This window comes from Diaphorobacter aerolatus, from assembly GCF_014489535.1.
Lineage (GTDB): Bacteria > Pseudomonadota > Gammaproteobacteria > Burkholderiales > Burkholderiaceae_C > Diaphorobacter_A > Diaphorobacter_A aerolatus.
In genome coordinates this window covers 2,048,607-2,064,090 of record NZ_CP060783.1, presented here as the reverse complement: position 1 = coordinate 2,064,090, position 15,484 = coordinate 2,048,607, and the positions used below count along the sequence as shown (strand labels likewise).

The 15,484-nt window shown below is 64.1% G+C and carries 12 protein-coding genes and 2 pseudogenes; 6 read left to right on the top strand and 8 right to left on the bottom strand.

Translation table 11 applies throughout. From position 1 onward, the window contains the following. Window positions 1-31 precede the first annotated feature (31 nt). Window positions 32-937, top strand: coding sequence for a LysR family transcriptional regulator (locus H9K75_RS09495; protein WP_187725982.1), 906 nt, complete (start codon window positions 32-34; stop codon window positions 935-937). Between the two features lie 223 nt (window positions 938-1,160). Here the strand turns inward: H9K75_RS09495 and H9K75_RS09490 are convergent. The 3 genes and pseudogenes from H9K75_RS09490 to H9K75_RS09480 all read right to left on the bottom strand — a co-directional run bounded on the left by H9K75_RS09490 (window position 1,161) and on the right by H9K75_RS09480 (window position 3,372). Further along, window positions 1,161-1,924, bottom strand: a pseudogene (locus tag H9K75_RS09490) (sulfite exporter TauE/SafE family protein). Between the two features lie 13 nt (window positions 1,925-1,937). Continuing rightward, window positions 1,938-2,399 (bottom strand): rRNA maturation RNase YbeY, encoded by a 462-nt coding sequence (gene ybeY / locus H9K75_RS09485; protein WP_187725981.1) that lies wholly within the window; start codon window positions 2,397-2,399, stop codon window positions 1,938-1,940. A gap of 19 nt (window positions 2,400-2,418) precedes the next feature. Beyond that, a complete protein-coding gene (locus tag H9K75_RS09480; RefSeq protein WP_187725586.1) occupies window positions 2,419-3,372 on the bottom strand; it encodes a PhoH family protein in 954 nt (317 codons plus the stop codon). 377 nt (window positions 3,373-3,749) lie between these two features. On the opposite strand from H9K75_RS09480, the gene H9K75_RS09475 reads away from it, so the two are divergent. Both H9K75_RS09475 and H9K75_RS09470 read left to right on the top strand, forming a co-directional pair. Then, window positions 3,750-4,286, top strand: a complete 537-nt coding sequence (locus tag H9K75_RS09475) for a hypothetical protein (protein WP_187725585.1) — start codon at window positions 3,750-3,752, stop codon at window positions 4,284-4,286. A 208-nt stretch (window positions 4,287-4,494) separates the two neighbouring features. After that, entirely contained in the window at window positions 4,495-6,423 is a 1,929-nt protein-coding gene (locus H9K75_RS09470) for a DUF5979 domain-containing protein (protein WP_187725584.1), read from the top strand. Between the two features lie 100 nt (window positions 6,424-6,523). Here H9K75_RS09470 and H9K75_RS09465 read toward each other — a convergent pair whose 3' ends face one another. Then, window positions 6,524-7,009, bottom strand: coding sequence for a toxin-activating lysine-acyltransferase (locus H9K75_RS09465; protein ID WP_187725583.1), 486 nt, complete (start codon window positions 7,007-7,009; stop codon window positions 6,524-6,526). Between the two features lie 197 nt (window positions 7,010-7,206). Here H9K75_RS09465 and ruvA point away from each other — a divergent pair, with 197 nt between their 5' ends. The 3 genes from ruvA to H9K75_RS23795 all read left to right on the top strand — a co-directional run bounded on the left by ruvA (window position 7,207) and on the right by H9K75_RS23795 (window position 9,450). After that, a complete protein-coding gene (gene ruvA / locus H9K75_RS09460) occupies window positions 7,207-7,782 on the top strand; it encodes a Holliday junction branch migration protein RuvA (protein ID WP_187725582.1) in 576 nt (191 codons plus the stop codon). A gap of 139 nt (window positions 7,783-7,921) precedes the next feature. Beyond that, window positions 7,922-9,259 (top strand): trypsin-like serine peptidase, encoded by a 1,338-nt coding sequence (locus H9K75_RS09455; protein WP_226858628.1) that lies wholly within the window; start codon window positions 7,922-7,924, stop codon window positions 9,257-9,259. After that, the gene (locus H9K75_RS23795; RefSeq protein ID WP_226858627.1) at window positions 9,256-9,450 is read left to right on the top strand and encodes a trypsin-like serine peptidase; all 195 of its coding nucleotides are present in this window, start codon (window positions 9,256-9,258) and stop codon (window positions 9,448-9,450) included. The genes H9K75_RS09455 and H9K75_RS23795 overlap by 4 nt, the downstream gene beginning before the upstream one ends. A gap of 22 nt (window positions 9,451-9,472) precedes the next feature. On the opposite strand, the gene H9K75_RS09450 is transcribed toward H9K75_RS23795, so the two are convergent. The 4 genes and pseudogenes from H9K75_RS09450 to H9K75_RS09435 form a co-directional block, all read right to left on the bottom strand. Further along, window positions 9,473-12,301 carry an Hsp70 family protein gene (locus H9K75_RS09450; protein WP_187725581.1) on the bottom strand — a complete coding sequence of 943 codons (2,829 nt, stop codon included), beginning with the start codon at window positions 12,299-12,301 and terminating at the stop codon, window positions 9,473-9,475. Further along, complete coding sequence (locus H9K75_RS09445) at window positions 12,301-12,936, bottom strand: hypothetical protein (RefSeq protein ID WP_187725580.1); 636 nt, start codon at window positions 12,934-12,936, stop codon at window positions 12,301-12,303. Before H9K75_RS09445 ends, H9K75_RS09450 begins: the two co-directional genes overlap by 1 nt. After that, window positions 12,933-14,806: pseudogene (locus H9K75_RS09440) on the bottom strand (Hsp70 family protein). The gene H9K75_RS09445 and the pseudogene H9K75_RS09440 overlap by 4 nt, the downstream one beginning before the upstream one ends. 4 nt (window positions 14,807-14,810) lie before the next feature. Further along, window positions 14,811-15,443: a DUF2760 domain-containing protein gene (locus tag H9K75_RS09435; RefSeq protein ID WP_187725579.1), complete on the bottom strand. Its 633-nt coding sequence runs from the start codon at window positions 15,441-15,443 to the stop codon at window positions 14,811-14,813. Between the last annotated feature and the right edge of the window lie 41 nt (window positions 15,444-15,484).

Here is a 15,484-nt window from a genome sequence, read left to right as displayed (position 1 = left end):
GACCGGCGGATGGATGCAAGATATCGCGTTCATGAAAACCCATCTGCTCCGCTATTTCATCGTGCTCGCCGAAGAACGCCATTTCGGTCGCGCGGCGCAGCGCCTGTGCATCACGCAACCCCCGCTCTCCACCGCACTCAAGACGCTGGAGCAAGACCTCGGTGTGCTGCTCGTCAAACGCGACGCCAAGCACGTGAGCCTGACGCCTGCGGGCGAGGCGTTTCTGCTCGAGGCGCGCAAGGTCGTCGCTCAACTTCAGCGCGCCGCCGACGTGGTGCGCAGCGTCGCGCAGGGCACGGAGGGACGGCTCGACGTGGGGATCACGGGATCGATGGTCTATCGCAACGTGCCGCAATACTGCAAGGCCTTCGAGGCGCGCAGGCCCCATGTCGAGCTGTGCATGCACGAGATGTCCACCGGCGAACAACTGCGCGCGCTCGCCTCGGGCGACATCGACGTGGGCTTTCTCAACATCGGCTTTCCACCCGAAGACCTGGCGCTGGTGACCCTCGAATCCGAAGTGCTGGTCGCATGCCTGCCGCAGAACCACCCGCTCGCGGAAAACAAGGACATCGACCTCACCCAGATCGCCCGCGAAGACTTCGTGATGTTCGCTCGCGACGTGTCACCGGCGAACTACGACAACGTGATCGCCTGCATGCACCAGGCCGGAATCCACCCCCGCACCAGCCACGCCGCACGCCAGTGGCTCACCGTGGTGGCCCTGGTATCGACCGGCTGCGGCGTCGCACTCGTGCCCGCCTGCATGGCCAGGGCGGGCATCAACGGCGTGCGTTTCCTGCCCCTCAGAGGCGTGAAAATGCTCACCCCCGCGATCATGGCCTGGCGCAAAAACGATGACCGCGTGCTGCTGACCGCATTGATCGACACGGTCAAGGAGTGCGTACAAGCGACGACCGACGACAAGAAAAAATGAAACAGGCGCAGTCCGTGCCAAGTCAAGGCACGAGCAACGCGAAGTGCAGAACCCACTTCCCCGCATTCCACCGCGTGCCTTCAAAGCGCTTTTTTGAATACTTTTTGCGCGCCAGCAAAAAGTGATTGCCCCGCCGGGGCAGTCCCGGCTCCCACAACAGAATCGCCAGCACCGGCCAATAGAAGACCATCAAATCAAGGGGTAGAGGAGGATGAGGGAGCGATCAGCCCCTCCAAAAGAACACCCCTGCCATCACCAAACCCGTAGCCACAATCCCCACCGCACCCCCGCCGCTGGCAACTTCCGCGCCACCCGCGCCCCGATATACCCGCCGAGCGTGGCGGCCAGCATCATCACCAGTGCCTGCTTCCACTGCACCACGCCGCCAATCGCATAGATTGCCACGGCAATTGCCGTCAGCAGCGCCGAGACCAGATTCTTCATGCCGTTCATGGCATTGAGCTGTGTCTGCCCGAGCAGCCCGAACAGGGCCAGCAACAGAATGCCCAGGCCGCCGTTGAAATAACCGCCATAGATGGCCACCGCGAGCATGCCGAGCATTCCCTTGACGGGCGATGCCGGTTGATCCGGGTGCGACTCCTTCGCGGCCCAGGCGCGGATTTGCGGGCCGAAGGCGAACATCGCGGTGGCCGCGAGCAGCAGCCATGGCACGACCTTGCGGAACACCGCGTCGGGCGTGACCAGCAGCAGCGCGGCTCCGAGCATGCCGCCGACCAGCGCGGTGATGACCACCGTGCGCATCGTGAGACCGGGCGGTGGTGCCATGTCCTCGCGAAATCCCCATGCGCCCGCGACGTACCCCGGCAGCAATGCGACGGTGCCCGTGGCATTGGCGATCACGGGTGGAACGCCGGTAAAAACCAGCGCGGGCAAGGTTAGGAAACTGCCGCCTCCGGCAACCGAATTCAGCGCACCGGCAACAAAGGCGGCCGCCAGAAGCAGTCCCCAATGAGTGAGAGAAATCATTTCCATGCCGGTGCTAGCGTGAATACGGATCTTCGAAGCCAAGCTCCTGCATGATCGCGGTTTCGTAGGCTTCCATTTCCTCGGCGTCCTCGGTGCTGGTCTCATGGTCCCAGCCTTGCGCGTGCAGCGTGCCATGCACCAGCAGATGCGCATAGTGCTCCTGTAGCGACTTGTTCTGCTCGCGGGCCTCGCGCTCGACCACGGGCGCGCACAGCACGAGATCGGCCATCACCTCGGGCTCCTGCTGATAGTCGAAGGTCAGCACGTTGGTCGCATAGTCCTTCTTGCGGAATTCACGGTTGAGCTGCCGACCTTCTTCGGCACCGACGATGCGCACCGTGATTTCGGCATCGACGGCCAGCGCATGGCGAATCCAGCGCGTGACCTTGCTGCGCGAGAGCACGGCGCGGTGCTCGGCGGCGCCGTCGAATTTCGCGAACTGCAGCGACAGCGAGAGTTGGTTCAGAGGCGGCATGACCGGCGTGACCTGCTTTTCAAGCCCGAGGGCTTCGGGTCTTGCTCTGGGCATCGTATGCATCGACGATGCGCGCGACCAGCGGATGACGCACCACGTCGGCGGTCGTAAAACGCGAGATCGCAATGCCCTTGACCCGCTTGAGCACGCGCTCGGCATCGATCAGACCGCTGAGCGAACCCTTGGGCAGGTCGATCTGGCTCACGTCGCCGGTCACGACGGCCTTGGCGCCAAAGCCGATGCGCGTGAGGAACATCTTCATCTGTTCGGGCGTGGTGTTCTGTGCTTCGTCGAGTATCACGAACGCATTGTTCAACGTGCGCCCGCGCATGAAGGCCAGCGGCGCGATCTCGAGCTGGTTGCGCTCGAAGGCCTTCTGCACCTTGTCAAAGCCCATCAGGTCGTAGAGCGCGTCATACAACGGGCGCAGGTAGGGGTCGACCTTCTGCGTGAGATCGCCGGGCAGAAAGCCCAGACGCTCACCCGCTTCGACCGCCGGACGCGTGAGCACAATCCGCTGCACGTTGCTGCGCTCGAGCGCATCGACCGCGCATGCGACCGCAAGATAGGTCTTGCCGGTGCCCGCCGGGCCGATGCCGAAAGTGATGTCGTGTGATGCGATGTTTTCGAGATAGGTGGTCTGTGTCGGTGTGCGCGCGCGCAGGTCGGCGCGGCGCGTGTTCAACGTGATCGCGCCTTCGGCGTCGTGCTCAAGCATCTTGCTGTCGCCGGCGAGCATGAGCTGCAGCTTTTCTTCCTTGATCGGTCGCTCGGCCATCTCGTAGAGAGCCTGCAGCAGTTCCATCGCCTGCGTGACCTTGGCCTTGGGACCGTCGACCTTGAACTGTTCGTGCCGATGCGCGATCTTGACGGCGAGCGCATTTTCAATGGTCCGCAGATGCACGTCCGCCGGGCCGCAAAGGTGGCCCAACCGGGTGTTGTTGAGAGGAGTGAATGTGTGTCGCAGGATCACGCGGCAATTCTCTGAAGGGCACCGCCAATTGCGGCAATGGGTCACATGATAGGCAGTTTTGATTCGAGTGCTTCGAGAGCACCGACGTTGCTCCGGTCATCCTTGAACTGAAAAACACAGACGGGCCTGATGCCATCGGTCAATCCATTTGAGCTAAATCATGTTCACATACTGTCAATGAGTCAAATGCGATAGCGAGACGTAATTAGCTCGCATAGAATTAAACGATCATCCATCGTGGATCAATTTACATATGCGGGGAGTTGAGTGAACCGCGCGTGCGACCCGCACTGACCGCCTGTCGGTCAAGCCGCGCAGAGGATCTCCCGGCAGATGACCTATCAAGGATAACGCATGAACAAGACCTATACCAGCAAGTGGAACGCGGCGCTGGGGCCTGGGTGGCGTGCTCGGAAATCACCCGACGCGCCGGTAAGCAAACGGTGGTGGGCGCCGTGCTGGTGGGTGCCGTGTTCGGCGCCTCTGCACAGAATTGCCCGCAAGCGGCGGATGGCTCGTATATGGCGGGCGACGGCCCGCAGCCGTCGGCTGGCTGCACGGTCATCCCGGCGACCAGTGGGCAACTGGTGCAAAGCCCCACGGCCGGCTTTTACGTGCTCACGCGCTCCAATCTGCGAGGGCCACTGACGGTCGGCAACGCCAACGTGAAAGCCTATGTCAACGGCGGCTATGGCGGCATCGGCAATCAGTATGCGCTCGGGCCAGCGGCCTCCATCCAGACGGGAAATCTCACGTTCGACACATCCACTACGGACAACACGACGTCTATCGGCAGCCACAGCGGCGTGAACATCACCACGGCCGACGCCAACATCAAGGCGGTCATGACCTACGGCGGCGGCAATAGTACGGGGGCGCAGCCATCTATGGGATTCTCGCCGGATCGGCCGTGATCTCGGGCGAAGGCGGCACGGGTAACACCGCTCTCAATGGAACGTTCACGACGGTCACCCTGGACAACCTGACGCTGAACCAGAACTCGTCCGGGGGAAGGTCCTTCCGATTCTGAACTCGGGCCTGCGAGCCATTCAGGGTGCAAATCAGGACGCGGGCAACGGCAGTTCGGGCAAGATCGAGGTCAAGGGCACGCTCAATATGACGATGACCGGATCCCGCATCGAAGGCATCTATGTGTCGGGATCCGCTTCAGGTGCGAGTGGCGAGGCGGTTTCGCAGGCCGTGCTCAATGACAGCAATATCACGCTGGTGCAGAGCGGCGCGGTCGCTGACAGCAGCGCCATCAAAATCGGCAAGACCCGGGCCATCGGTAGCGGCAAGGGACTGGTGGTGTCCAGCGGCGCGCTGACGATCGACATGGGTGCGACTCTTGGTGGGAGCCAGCCCTATATGAGCCCGGCGATCAAGATGGCGGTCAGCGGCTCGCAATTGCTGGCAAATGGTGCCAACAGTTCTGCGGAGATCAACGCTAGCCGGTCGGCGCTGGCGATAGGCATCGACGACTGGGGCAGCAATACGGATTCAACCAATATTCAGGCGCTGTTTGCAAAGGCCACGGTCAAGACCCAGTCGACCACGGCACCGCTCGTGCTGGTGGATAGTGGGCAACAGGGTGTGCAGATCCTTTTCGACCGCGCCTCCAACCTCACCGCTGCGAGCAACGGCTATCTGATCGACATCATCAAGTACCGCGCGGCGACGACGGCAAGTTCGGTGCAGTTCACTCTGGACAACAAGAGCATCGCGACAGGGCTGACCAACAAGGCCTATGCCACATCAACGCTGGACATCGATCTGAACAACGCCTCGACGTGGAATCTGGTCGAGAAGAGCAACGGCGACAAAACCGCCAGCTACACCAGCGTCGACATGAAAGCGGCCTCCACGCTCAACGCCTTCAAGCCAGGCGCGGCGGCGTTCGTGATGAACGGCCCCGTGACCTCGGACGCGTCCACCACCAATCTGGTGGATGGTGCCCCTGACGACGTGCTGACCATGCGTCCGAGCTACAGCGGCAGCAACGGTGCGGCGCTCGCCGTCGACACCTGCCTGGCGGGCAGCGGCGCGGCCTCCGACAGGCTGGTGGTGAACGGCGATACGAGCGGCACTACCGTGCTCAAGGTGACGCCATTCGCCGATCCGGCATGTCCCGGCGCCGACACCACGACGACCGGCGACGGCAAGGGCATTCTGGTGGTGCAGGTGACGGGCAACTCCAACGCGGTCTTCACGCTCGACGGCGGGACGGTCACCCAGGGTAGCTATGCATACAAGCTGGCGAAGGTCGGCAACGACTGGTACCTGCAATCGCAGGCCGCCACTGGCACCGTGACGGTGACCAAGCGTGTGGATGCACCAGCCGATGCGCCGGCCTTCAGCGGCAACATTCCATTCACGCTCAACTGCACCACGCCCAGCTTCAGCCAGGCTGGCACGATCACGGTCACCGGCAATCTGGGAAGTGCCGCTCCCATCACCGTGGCTTCGGGCAGCATTTGCTCCGTGACCGAGGGCGCGCTGCCCGCGTCGCCCGGGGGCTACCACTGGGGCGCGGCCACGCTTCCTCCGGCAGGTGCGCCCATGCCGTCCGGTGGCGCGCAGTCGCTGGCCATCGTCAACACCTTGCTCAAGGATGGAATCAAGACCGGCCAGCTTCAAGTGACGAAGACGGTGCAGGTGGATGCGGACGCGCCCGCATACAGCGGTAGCATCGATTTCAGCGTGTCGTGCACCAATCCTGTATTCAACACGAACGGCAGCCTCGCGGTGAGCGCCAACCAAGGCGTCGCTGCGCCGATCACCGTCCAGGCGGGCAGCGCGTGCACCGTTACCGAAACCCTGCCGACAGCGCCCACGGGCATGGAATGGGCAACGCCTACCTACGTTCAGCCTGGCACGATTGCCGAAGGCCAGACCGCCACGGCGACGATCACCAACAAGCTGAACAAGAAGGATCCGGGCACGGTCGCGGCGGTTCCGGTCGACTCACCATTGGCTCTGGGTGGCCTGGCTGCGCTGATCGGCCTGGCCGCGTTCCGGCGCCAGCGAAGCGAACGACGAACCGGGAAGTAACCGCATCGCGCGCAAACTCAAAGCCACGCTGGCGTCGAACACCAGCGTGGCTTTTTTCGTGATCCCCACGCTTCAGGCCCTTAGGCCGCGCAGGTGTCTCTCAAGCGTCTCCACTCAATCCTGTGAAGAACTTGGTCGTCACCGTTCCGGGGGCCGACTTGTGGTACAGAAAATGAACCCGCTCGTTCTTGAGCACATGGCGTCTCAAAAGGCGTTTTGCGATCTGACTGCCTCCCACAGGGAAGAACCACGACAGCATCCACAACCGCACCGGAGTACCGGCGTCGTACTGGCGGTCGGTGAAATAGGTGTAGGGCTTTGCCTTGTGCGCATACGCCTGCTCGTCCTGCTCACTCAAATATGCCCAGTTCACATAGCCCAGGGGCTGCTGATTTCTGACAAAAAAGCAGAAATTGCGAGAGTTGATGATGGGCATCAGTACCTCAACCGCAGACTCCACCGAGCCCTGTCGATAGTAGGCGTGTTGATTCCATAACCAGATGAATCCACCCAATACCTCTGCCTCGCTCCATTCGTCCTCCGGATAGCGGCCAGGGGCGATCACACGAATACCATCAACAAGCATCGAAACTCCCAAATATTGGCTCCAGATCGAAGAATTATTTCATCGTTAGTGGGTTCTATGGAGTTGTGATCGATGATTGATGAATCACGCGCCTACGCGCGACCACTCTGCGCGTTTGTGTGGCGTCCGCACGCGCCTCGATCGCGTCGATAATTTCGACTGTCATGCTGCGTTTGGGCGGCGAAGGAACTCAATTCATGATCGGCAAATTGACCGGCACGCTGCTGGAGAAAAATCCTCCCGAGGTTCTCTTGGACTGCAACGGCGTGGGCTACGAGGTGCAGGTGCCCATGAGCACCTTCTACAACCTGCCCGCAGTGGGCGAGCGCGTGGCGCTGCTCACCCAGTTCATCGTGCGCGAGGATGCGCAGTTGCTCTACGGCTTTGGATCGACGCAGGAGCGCCAGACGTTTCGCGAGCTGATCAAGATCTCGGGGGTCGGCCCGCGCACCGCGCTGTCGATTCTCTCGGGCATGGGCGTCGCGGATCTCGCGCAGGCGGTGTCGCTGCAGGAGGCGGGGCGACTCGTGAAGGTGCCCGGTATCGGCAAGAAGACCGCCGAGCGGCTGCTGCTGGAACTCAAGGGCAAGCTCGGTGCCGACATCGGCGGCGTCAAGGCTCACGCCGTGAACGATGCGCAGGCCGACATTCTCCAGGCGCTGCTGGCGCTGGGCTACAACGACAAGGAAGCCGCGCTCGCGCTCAAGGCATTGCCCGCCGCCATTGGTGTGAGCGACGGCATCAAGATGGCGCTCAAGGCGTTGGCCAAATAGATAGACAGGCAAAAAGAAGCACGAGCGAACACTCGGAGCGAAGACTTCGTTGAACATTTGATACTGATGCGCCGCATGGGTTCGCGATTTTCTGTCCTATGATTTGCTTGAATTTCGAGCGAATCAAGAGGAGCAGGTAATGAGCAAACAGTCCAAGGCATGGTGGTTAGTTGGCAGTGTGGCGCTGGTCGTTGCAGGCTGCGGCGGCGGAAGCGGCAGCAGCAGTAACAGCAATGGCAACGACGGTGGCAGCGGCGGCACGACGCCCGGCACGGGCGGGGGTACGACAACGCCGTCTCAGCCGAATCTGGCCGAACGGATCGAGCCTTACGACACGGTGGTTGCCAAGAGCGCCGCAGTTTCAGCCCAGCCCGAAAACACCGTGCGCGGTCTGGCATCGGAGGCGGGAATTGCCAGGGTCTCGCTCGCGTCACCGGCGGCGGCGCTCAAGCGGAGCACGCTCGCTGCGGCGGTGGATGCGCCGCCCGGCACGCCGATGCAGATCGGTGTGGGGCGCGACGTGGCCGCCACGGCCTCGGTGCCCGCCACTTCGGCGTTGCTGAAATGGAAGTCCTTGTCCGACGGTTCTCGCGTGGCAGCCATTGAATTCGAATCACCGAGCGCGCAGGGCGTGCGGCTCGGCGTGCTGGTGCAGAAGCTGCCCCGCGATGCCGTGCTCCGCTTCTACGGCACGCCCGGAGGCGATGCCGTGCAAATGAGTGCGGCGGAACTGCAGGCGCAGGCGGATCAGCTGCTGCGCAGCGGCTCCGACGAAACCGAAGCACGCACCTACTGGAGTCCCTCTTTCGGTAGTTCCGCTACGATTCTGGAGGTCGAGATCGGAGCCAATGCCGACGCCTCGCAGGTGCAGATCGCGGTGCCGCATCTTTCGCACAATGTCTACAGCGCCGATCAATTGCAGCAGGCCGTCGCCGAAAAAGCATCGTCGGGCAGTTGCAATATCGACGTGATGTGCCAGCCGGACTATCTGAACCAGGGCCGGGCCGTTGCGAGCATGGAATACGTGAGCGACCGGAAAGGGTACTACTGCACAGGCACGCTGATCAACGATGCGAAGTCCAGTGGAACGCCGTATTTCCTGACCGCCAATCACTGCATTTCCACGCAGGCCGCAGCGTCCACGCTGGTTACGGCCTGGTTTTACACCTCGACGGCGTGCAATTCGGGTACGTCATCGTCGGGCGTTCGGCAACTGACCAAGGGCGCGACACTGCTCTATGCCACCGCCAGCACGGACACCTCCTTCCTGCAGCTCAATGAGAAGCCCCAGCAGGAGTGGTGTACGCGGGCAGCTATTTTGGCAACGCGGTTCCCGGCGGCGCGGGCATTGCGGGAGTCCACCACCCCAACGGTGACATGCAGAAGCTCAGCATCGGCACGATCAAGGGGTTTGGGAATTGCGCGAATGGAATATGCGCCGATGCCACCGATTCCTCGGCTGGTTTCTATTCCGTGAACTGGACGCAGGGCACGACCGAGGGAGGCAGCAGCGGATCGTCCCTGCTCTACACCATCGGCTCCACACGTTATGTGACCGGCACGTTGTACGGCGGCCTGGCCAACTGTTCGAACCTGAATGGCAAGGACTGGTATGGCCGCTTCGACACGCCGTACAAGGCCAAGCTTAAGCAGTGGCTCAATCCGTAAGGCTTGGCTGACTGCCGCTGATTCAGCCGAGCAGGCGCAGCCCCGGCGGCAGGCTGTCGCCAAAGCTGCGCTTGCGGTCGTCGGCGTCCATTTCCTGCACGCTCTGCACTAACGCGATCCAGCGAGCGGGCGCGCCTGAGGTTTTGAGCTTTGCGAGTACCTCGGCGCGCTGCGCGTCGTTGATGTCGCGCGCGCGGTCGCCGGTCATGCGGGTGATCTGCACGGCCGCGAACATCGCGGTTTCGTTCTTGCGCCAATCCTGCGCAAGCGTGGCGTTGAGAAATTCCGTGGCGGGACCGGGCGGCATGGTGAGGTGGGCATTGGCCGCCAGCGGCTGGCGTGCGGCGATGCGGCCGATGGCCCACCAGGTCTGTGGCGTTTCCTCGGGGCGCTTGAGCCGCTCAAGCATCCACTGCCCCATCTCCTGACGGTGCTGCCAGGGCACGGCTTCCATCGCCGCAAAGAGACGCAGCATGTCTTCATAACTGCCATGCGTGGACTTACCGCCGCCGCGCTGCGTGGTCTGTTGCACGGCCTTTTGCATCTGGCCTGCGACCTCTTCGAGCACCTGCATCTGCTGCGCCTCGTTCAGACCCGCCGCGACGCGGCGCCAGAAAACCCACCATTCGGTCCAGTTGGCTGGCTCGCGCGCGTGCGCCAGACCGTGATCGTGCAATTGCCAAATCTGCGCAATGCGCCACTCATCGAGATCGGCGCCAACGCCCGGGCGCAGGCACCAGCCCGCGAGATTGAGCCACACGCGTTCATGCTCGGCCGTGCGGCGCCTGCGCTTGCTGCGCTCAAGCAGCGCGTCAAACAGCGTGCGCAGCAGGCGGATTTCCCAGCCCTCGCGCGGACCCAGAATCCTTTCCAGTGACTGGCGCAATTGCCGCACCTCCCTGGCCGTGACCTCCTGCGCCTGATTGCCGAAGATGCGCTCGATCTGTCCGATGGCCGCCGTCTCGCGGGCGTGCTCGCGATCCCCGTCGCCAGCATCGGCATCGCCCTGTGTCCCGGCACGCAGATCAAACGGCAGCAGCCACTGCTGCTGATCGGGATCGTCCACGGCGAGGCAGCGCACTTCGAGCGTGCCGACCTCGGTCATCACGGCCTGGAGTTGCACCTCGATGGAGCTGCGCGTGGACGAGGCATCGGACGATTGCAGCACCGTCGCGAGCGGTGGCAGTTGCACCCAGCCTTCACCTTGCTGTGCGATGAGTTGGCCGGCCTGAAATGGCTGGTCGCCATGGCTGTTCGCGAGCAGCTCGAAGCGCACGGCCTGGCCCAGCCGCAGCGCGAAGCGTCTGCCCGTGAGCGTGATGCGCGTGCCCTCCTGCGTGCCGCGTGGCAGCAGGCACATCAGTTGTGGCTTCGCGCCCGGTTTGCCGCGCAGCGCGAGCCAGTAGCTGCGCGCCGCGCCGCCACCGATGCGGGGCAGCGCACCAGCGATGTGGGGCGGCTGGCGGAGAGCACGCACCGCCTGTTCTGCTTCGGCAAGTGTCAGGCCATAGGCCGCCGCACCGCGTGCCACGGACCAGTCCGGATGCGGGTTGTGCAGCACGCGAACCGGCTGCTCGCGCCATTGGCCGAGCTGCTGCGTAAGCCGCTCGGCCAGAGCATGGGCGTGGAAGACGCCGCCGTTGAGCAACACCGTGTCGGGCAATTCCCCGGCGGCGTGTTGCGACAGAAACTGCGCGAGATGCCGTGAGATCGCGGCGTCCGCTGGATAGGGCAGGCCAAAGCCGCGCAGCGCTCCCTGGCGTTTTGTGGGCGTGTCGCCGAGCGTCGCGAGCGGCAGAAAGCCTTCGACGATCCACGACTGGACGTCCGAGCGCGTGAGCACCACCGAGCGGGTCTGTGCCATCAGGCGCGAGCCGCCGCCGAGCAGCGTGACCGATAGCGAATCCGGCGCGTCCTGCGCCAGCAACCCGATCTTGGCGATGCGACAGCGCTGCACCAATTGAGCGAAGCGCGCGGCGGACAGGCGTTGCTCGCCCGCGTTGAGAAACTGTGGCTCGAGGCGGTGCGCGAGCGCGAGATCCATGTTGTCGCCGCCAAGCATCAGATGCTCGCCCACGGCAATGCGCGAGAGCGTGGGCAACACGTCGGGTGCAACCGCCTGCTCGACGCGGATCAGCGTGAGATCGGTCGTTCCGCCGCCCACGTCCACCACCAGCACGAGGCGGCTGTCGCTGAGCTGCTGCGCGAGCCGCGTGCCTTGCAATACCAGCCAGTCATGAAATGCGGCCTTGGGCTCTTCGAGCAGATGCACCTGCGGCAGACCGGCAAGCCGCGCCGCCTCCAGCGTCAACGCGCGCGCGCCCTCGTCGAACGAGGCCGGCACGGTCAGCACGACGATCTGCCGCTCAAGCGGCGCTTGTGGCGCATGCGCGACGTCCCACGCGGCCTTCACATGCGCGAGATAGCTTGCCGAGGCGGCCACCGGCGATATCTTGTGCACCTCGTCGGGCGCGCCCCATGGCAGGATCGCTGCGTGCCGATCAACCCCGTTGTGCGACAGCCAGCTCTTGGCGCTGGCCACGAGACGCGATGGCACGGCCGTGCCCAGATCGCGCGCCCAGCGACCGATGATGGCCGGCTGGGCCGCGTCCGATCCGAGTGCAGGCCAGGGCCTTTGCCAGGTGGCCTCGCCGATCTCGCCCACCGCGCCGTGATAGCGCACCGAGGGCAGCAGCGGCTGCGCGCCGATCTCGTCGGCGGCGCTGAGCTGTGGAATCGGCAGCAAGGCGATTTCTGCCGACGGGCTTTCAAGCGAAACGAAGGCCGCGACGGTGTTGCTGGTCCCCAGATCGATGCCGACGACAAAGCGGGCTGCGGCCTGGGCGGTCATCAGAACAGCGCCGCGATGTCGCGCAGGAGCGCAGGTCGTGATTCGACGATCACGAGCGGCACGGCAATCCAATTTTCCGCGTGATCGCGAGCGGGCAGCAGTCGCATGTACATGCACACCGGCAAGGCGAACTTGGCCAGCAGCGTCATCTGTAGCGGCAGCAGCGCGTTGAAGCCCGATGCGAAATAGTCGGGCGTGGTGATCAGATCGATGTAGCGGCCATGTTCGAGCCCGCGCAGTTGAAAGTGGCTCGACTGCGCGGTCACGACGTCCTGCCCATCGCGCTGCGTCTTGCTGCGTACCTGAAAGGTCGAGAGCGTGCCCTGCACCCAGCCGAATTCGGACGCCGAGCGCTCGGCATATTCGCTCACGTTGACCGCAGGCTGCTCGGCCAGCTCCGGCCACAGCGCCGCGAGCATGTGCAGCGTCGAGACCGGATAGGCGCGCGTTTCCTGCGCGCTGACCTCGGCGGAAAACGGCAGCACGCTGGCCCCGGCTTTGCGGCCCTGAAGCCGGGTGATGCGGGTGTGTGCGCTCTCGCCGGACCAGACCTCGTAGCGATCCGCCGCGAAGTCCTTGTCCAGATAGACGAGGCTGTCGAGCAGGGTTTTTTGCATGGTTTGTGGCGCGTTCATGGTTGGGCCTCGGCGGCGGTTTCGGCGCGCACGTCGAACTCCACTTTCCAGCGCTCGTTGCCCCCACGGGCATGGCGTTGAGTTCCAGCGTGCCGATGTCGGTCACGCGTGCGAGCAGGGTGACCGGAACGACCTCGCCCGGGTTGCGACCTTCGGCGGGCAGCGTGGCTTCGATCTCCTGCAGTTCGACCAGTTCGTCGGGTCCCCAGAAGTCCAGCATCGCGCCCACGGCGTCGCTGCGGCGCACCGACGATCCGAAGAAACGCAGGCGCACGGGCTCGCCCACCACCAGGCCGAACTCCTGCGCATCGAGCCGCACCTCACTGCCTTCTTCCATGCCGAACGGCGCCAGGCACAGCGCCGAAATCGGTGGCTCCATGCCCGGGATCGCCGGCATGTTCGACTCCACTCCGACGTAGTAGGACTGCGCCGTGCCGCCGCGAATGCGCACGCCGCGCCCCGTGCGCACATGGCCGTAATACGCCGCGCCGCGCGCCACCGCGAGATCGAGGTTGGCGCCGTCGAGCACGCGCAGCGCAGGGGCGTTGTCGGCGGCCAGCCAGCCGTTGATGACATCGACGATGCGCTGTTCGATCTGTGCGGATTTGAGCACGCCGCCGTTGAACAGGATCGCGCTCGGATGCAGGAACGCCGCACCTGCGGGTTGCGTGCCCTGCAAGCCCTCGATCTGCTGCGTCGCTCCGGCCTGGCGCGAAAGAAAGGCCGCGAGATGGCGCGTGACCGCTGCATCCTGCGCATACGGCAGTCCCAACTGCGTGAGGCCCGCACGCGCGCGCGTCTGCGGCCTGTCGCCTGCGGCCACCTGCGGGAAGAAGCCCTCCACCAGCGTCTGCAGCACTTCGGTGCGCGTGAGTTCGGTGCGGATGCTGCCGCCGATCAGCTTGCTGCCGCGACTCGGCACCACCACGGGAACGCTTTGCAGGCTGGCGTCGGCGAGCAGTTGTTCCTTGGCCGCGCGGCAACCATGCGCGAGCGCACGCGTCTGCCATGCGTCGAGCTGTTTGCCCTCGGCTGCGAGCTTGCGCGCCAGACCGTAGGCCAGCGCCAGATCCATGTTGTCGCCGCCCAGCAAAATGTGTTCGCCCACGGCCACGCGTTGCAGTTCCAGATTGCCGGCGCTCTCCAGCACCGCGATCAGCGACAGATCGGTGGTGCCGCCGCCCACGTCCACCACCAGAATGATGTCGCCGTTGCGGACCTGCTTGCGCCACTGTCCGCCACTTTGCTCGATCCAGCTATAGAGCGCGGCCTGTGGTTCTTCGAGCAGCGTGAGATTTCTGAATCCGGCCTTGCGGCAGGCCTCGGCCGTCAGCTCGCGCGCCGCCGGATCGAACGACGCGGGGATCGTGACGGTAATGTCCTGCTCGTCGAACGGTGCGTCGGGATGCGCGTTGTTCCATGCCCAGCGCAGATGCTGGAGATAGCGTGTGGTGGCTTCGAGCGGCGATACGCGTTCGACTTCCGGCGGCGCATCGGCCGGCAAAATCGCTGCGCGGCGATCCACCCCCGGGTGGCACAGCCAGCTCTTGGCGCTGCTGACCATGCGAATCGGCGTGTTTGCGCCGCGCGTGCGTGCGAATTCACCGACGATGAAGCGCTGCTCGTCCGCACCCGGCAGTGCCATGTCGGCGGCGCTCAGTTCATTCTCGTGCGGCAGGTAGAGAAACGAGGGCAGCAGCGATCGGCCTTCCACGCTGGCTGGAGCCGTGAGTTGCGGAATGTCCAGAACCTGCTGCTCGATGCGTTCGCCGTCGCTGGCGTGCCTGTCCACATAGGACAGGGCGCAATGCGTCGTGCCGAGGTCGATGCCGATGCAGAAGCGCGCGTTGGAGTTGGAAGATGAATCCATGAATCTACAGTTCCACTTCTGCCTGGGCCACGATCTCGGCGGCCTTCTCGTCGGTAAGCAGCGGCAACTGCATCTGCGAGACCTTCCAGCCACGGTGCGTGAGCGTGCCGGTGAACGGTGCCTGGCCGACCACGTTGCCGGTCAGCCGAATGGCCGTGGTGTCGAATCCGGGGGCCACGGTGATGCGCGCGCCCTCGGCTTCATCGCGCACCGGCACGAGCCTGAAATGCTCCTTGAGCACCTTGCGGCAGCCCTCGTGCACCACGCGCGCGGCGGCGCCGATTTCGGCATCGGTATAGCTCGCGACGTCCTCCTGGATGAAATCCACGAAGCGCGCCTCGCGCTGCATCAGGCCAAGCACTTGCAGTGCGGCGGTGTCGGTCGGCACGCGGATCTGCACGCTGCGCTCGATGATTTTTTCCACGGGCACTTCCACACGCGTCTCGACGATCTTCTCCACGGGAACCTCGATGCGCACTTCGCGGGGTTCGGGGGCTGGCACATCGGCCGCGAGCGCCTCGCCGCCGCGCAGACGCGAGACGTCGTCCGCCAGACGCGCATTGCCGAGGATGGCAAAAAAACTGCCGATCGCAATCGCGATGCGGCTGAAGAAAGAGGGTGGAGTGTTCTGGGTCATGGCTTGGTTTTCCGGGTGGCCTCTCCCGGTGCAGGGCTCTT

Bases quoted from the DNA above. Each gene is read 5' to 3' on its own strand.
- H9K75_RS09495 (WP_187725982.1), top strand. From the start codon at position 32: ATGAAAACCCATCTGCTCCGCTATTTCATCGTGCTCGCCGAAGAACGC.
- ybeY (WP_187725981.1), bottom strand. From the start codon at position 2,399: ATGCCGCCTCTGAACCAACTCTCGCTGTCGCTGCAGTTCGCGAAATTC.
- H9K75_RS09470 (WP_187725584.1), top strand. From the start codon at position 4,495: ATGACCGGATCCCGCATCGAAGGCATCTATGTGTCGGGATCCGCTTCA.
- H9K75_RS09465 (WP_187725583.1), bottom strand. From the start codon at position 7,009: ATGCTTGTTGATGGTATTCGTGTGATCGCCCCTGGCCGCTATCCGGAG.
- ruvA (WP_187725582.1), top strand. From the start codon at position 7,207: ATGATCGGCAAATTGACCGGCACGCTGCTGGAGAAAAATCCTCCCGAG.
- H9K75_RS09455 (WP_226858628.1), top strand. From the start codon at position 7,922: ATGAGCAAACAGTCCAAGGCATGGTGGTTAGTTGGCAGTGTGGCGCTG.
- H9K75_RS09450 (WP_187725581.1), bottom strand. From the start codon at position 12,301: ATGACCGCCCAGGCCGCAGCCCGCTTTGTCGTCGGCATCGATCTGGGG.
- H9K75_RS09445 (WP_187725580.1), bottom strand. From the start codon at position 12,936: ATGAACGCGCCACAAACCATGCAAAAAACCCTGCTCGACAGCCTCGTC.
- H9K75_RS09435 (WP_187725579.1), bottom strand. From the start codon at position 15,443: ATGACCCAGAACACTCCACCCTCTTTCTTCAGCCGCATCGCGATTGCG.